At 32.6% G+C, this 1,964-nt stretch carries 4 protein-coding genes; 2 read left to right on the top strand and 2 right to left on the bottom strand.

Translation table 11 applies throughout. The features are described from left to right. Positions 1-109: 109 nt before the first annotated feature. Entirely contained in the window at positions 110-307 is a 198-nt protein-coding gene (locus AA81_RS14640) for a hypothetical protein (RefSeq protein WP_245857179.1), read from the top strand. Beyond that, on the top strand, positions 298-888 hold the full coding sequence (locus AA81_RS13170) for an RpnC/YadD family protein (RefSeq protein WP_245857180.1): 591 nt from the start codon (positions 298-300) through the stop codon (positions 886-888). Before AA81_RS14640 ends, AA81_RS13170 begins: the two co-directional genes overlap by 10 nt. 216 nt (positions 889-1,104) lie before the next feature. On the opposite strand, the gene AA81_RS14460 is transcribed toward AA81_RS13170, so the two are convergent. Beyond that, on the bottom strand, positions 1,105-1,635 hold the full coding sequence (locus AA81_RS14460; RefSeq protein WP_211286438.1) for a hypothetical protein: 531 nt from the start codon (positions 1,633-1,635) through the stop codon (positions 1,105-1,107). Positions 1,636-1,637: 2 nt separating this feature from the next. Further along, a partial coding sequence (locus tag AA81_RS13160) for an AAA family ATPase (protein ID WP_169999800.1) occupies positions 1,638-1,964 on the bottom strand: 327 nt, incomplete at its 5' end.

Raw genomic sequence — 1,964 nt, 5'->3', positions numbered from 1 at the left:
CTATAAAACTTATTATACAAAAGTTACGTGAGAAGAAATAACACACCTTCAAAAACATATGGTATAATTAAACTGGACAAACAAAAAATAAACCAAAAAGGAGAAGCTTATGTCTAATCCAATAAAAGATTCCATATTCAAAGAATTATTTGAAGACAGAGCTATATTCTACGACTTCCTAAAAGCCTTTCTACCAAGAGAAATCACACAACAAATAAAAGAAACAGATTTAAAACGTGAACAAACTGAACTAACGGGATGGTCTTTTACGATGGAAAAGCAAAATGGACATCACCAATGGACGTAAAAGAGAAGATAACAAAGATAAAAAACATGGAAGAGTATTTAATAAAAGCTGACTATGAACTAATAAATTTAAGTAATATAAAAGAAGAAACGATAATAAACATGAAGAATGCACTAGGAGTAATCTTATTAACGGACAAACCAAACGTAAAGATAAAAAAAATGGAAGAGTTGCTAAAGATGATAAATGAAGAGATAATATCGAAATTGCCAGAAGGAGAAAAAGAAAAGTTTGATAAACACAGAAACGCATTCTTAGAATTGCTTAGAAAGAGGACAGATTACAAAGAGATAGAAGAAAGGTACAAAGAGCTAGAAGAAATGGAGGTGCCAAAAATGTTTGACACATTAGAAGAGATAGCAAAAAAAGATAGAGAAAAAGCTAAATTGGAAGGTAAAGTAGAAGGGAAACTTGAAGGAGAAAGAGAATTAATCATAGAAATTCTAAATCAAAGGTTTGGAGAAGATTTTGATAAGAGATTAGAAAACAAGATCAGAAAAGCAAACGAAGAAACCATAAACCAAATAAAGAAAAATATTCTTAGTATAACTATAGAAGAACTAAAAGAAACATTGAAGTAGTTGTAGAAGGTAGATTTTTGAGTATTTAAAAGAGATATCACTCCTCTTTTTTGCTTTAGGAGGAGTGATATCTTTTTAGTAATTTTATTAGCGCCCTTCCCCCGCTCCCCACCCATAAGGAAAAAGGAATTGTTGCACCTTTAAACCACCGCTCGCCCATTAGGAAAGGGATGATAAGGGCTTGGTATCACAATTCACCGCCGCTGCAGCTGCGCCTTAAACTTCACAATTGAACTTGTCAATAAAATACCTGAATGACGTATTTCTGTGCTTTCCTGTTTCTATGTTAAAGCACTTTAGAATTTCTTGCATGAAATCTATCCTGGAATCGAACTTTCTTGGGATTAAATTATTAAATTGTTCTTTAGTAACATTGTCTGTAGTATTTGAATAACGAATGCCAAGCTTTTTAGAAGACTTATCGTCTAATACGGCAAGGTACCAACTTTCTATCTCTCTTATTACAACTATTATCCTATCTTTGTCAACTTCCTTAAATTTATTTTGTATATATTGTTTTCTTGCTGTTACACATGGTGTACGGTCAATATCTGATACGTAGATATACTCCGCACTCATTGCTTTAATGCTTTCAAGAAATTTACTAACCTTCTCCTTTTTCTGTTGTGCATATTTCCATACCTTAACTAGATAGTATTTTCCCTCAAAGAGAGGAGTTATTATTTTCTCAAAGAATCTTTTATCATCGTCTCCTTCGACGAGAATAAACAACATTTTATAATCCATGTTTATGCCTCCAGGAGATTTTGTACATAGAGTTCTTCAATTCCTATCTCATTTTGCAAAAATATTTTTACCTCTTCTTTCTCAACAGGTCTGGAAATGGTAGAAAAACCTTCTTTATCTCGAGAGATAAGCAGAATGCTTTTTAAATCTGTATGCCTCACCATCTCCGGATTGTGGGTGGTAACAATAATTTGCTTCTTCTGTGATGCCTCTTTCAACATCTGCACAACGCCGGAAATAAGGGATGGGTGAATATTTCTCTCAGGTTCTTCAATTATAGTTAGTAATTTTTTTTCAAAATATAAGGCAATAATCAGGGCTGTAATATT

The sequence above is a fragment of the Petrotoga halophila DSM 16923 genome (assembly GCF_002924615.1).
This window is presented reverse-complemented; position numbering and strand designations above follow the sequence as displayed.

What these genes read in the sequence shown, in the direction of transcription:
- AA81_RS14460 (WP_211286438.1), bottom strand. Translation starts at nt 1,635, where the DNA reads ATGGATTATAAAATGTTGTTTATTCTCGTCGAAGGAGACGATGATAAA.
- AA81_RS13170 (WP_245857180.1), top strand. Translation starts at nt 298, where the DNA reads ATGGACGTAAAAGAGAAGATAACAAAGATAAAAAACATGGAAGAGTAT.
- AA81_RS14640 (WP_245857179.1), top strand. Translation starts at nt 110, where the DNA reads ATGTCTAATCCAATAAAAGATTCCATATTCAAAGAATTATTTGAAGAC.